Source organism: Thermobrachium celere DSM 8682 (genome assembly GCF_000430995.1).
GTDB classification, from domain to species: domain Bacteria; phylum Bacillota; class Clostridia; order Clostridiales; family Caloramatoraceae; genus Thermobrachium; species Thermobrachium celere.
The window spans coordinates 6,309-6,940 of sequence record NZ_HF952035.1; the positions used below are offsets into that span (position 1 = coordinate 6,309).

Consider the following 632-nt stretch of genomic DNA (forward strand, 5'->3'; position numbering starts at 1 on the left):
TGCCCTAACAGGTATGATGGATCCCAAAATGTCCTATGAAACAAAGCAGAAGATTAGAAAACAGCTGCACCTTGATGAACCAGCAATTGTCCAATATAAATATTGGGTTCAGTAATGTAATAAGAGGGGATTTTGGAGAGTCATTTTATTTTAAACAGCCTGTTGGTAGGGTTATGAATACATATATTTGTAAAATAGGGAGGCTTTTTTATGTTTCTTCATTTGGGAGAAAATGTTGTTATTCCTTTAAGTGAGGTTATTGCAATATTTGATGTTAATTCAACTTTTAATTCTGACACAAGAAATTTTTTAAAGATAGCCGAAGAAGAAGGATTTGTTACAAGGATTACAGATGATCCACCAAAATCATTTGTATTAACCGAGAGAAATAAAAAGAGTATAATATATCTTTCTCCTATTTCTTCTGTTACATTGGTAAAACGAACAGGATTTTTGAATGAACTATAAGAAGAGGTGAAAAAAAATGAGTAATATGCAGCAGTATAGTGCAGAACAGATACAAGTTCTTGAGGGTCTTGAGGCTGTTAGAAAAAGACCAGGTATGTACATTGGTAGTACAGGACCTAAAGGACTTCATCATTTGGTATATGAAATAGTTGATAATTCTATAG

Annotated in this window: 1 protein-coding gene; it reads left to right on the plus strand. The window is 32.6% G+C overall.

The features are described 5' to 3' along the window. Positions 1 to 210: 210 nt before the first annotated feature. A complete protein-coding gene (gene remB, locus TCEL_RS11505; RefSeq protein ID WP_018664102.1) occupies positions 211 to 468 on the plus strand; it encodes an extracellular matrix regulator RemB in 258 nt (85 codons plus the stop codon). The last annotated feature ends 164 nt before the right edge of the window (positions 469 to 632 follow it).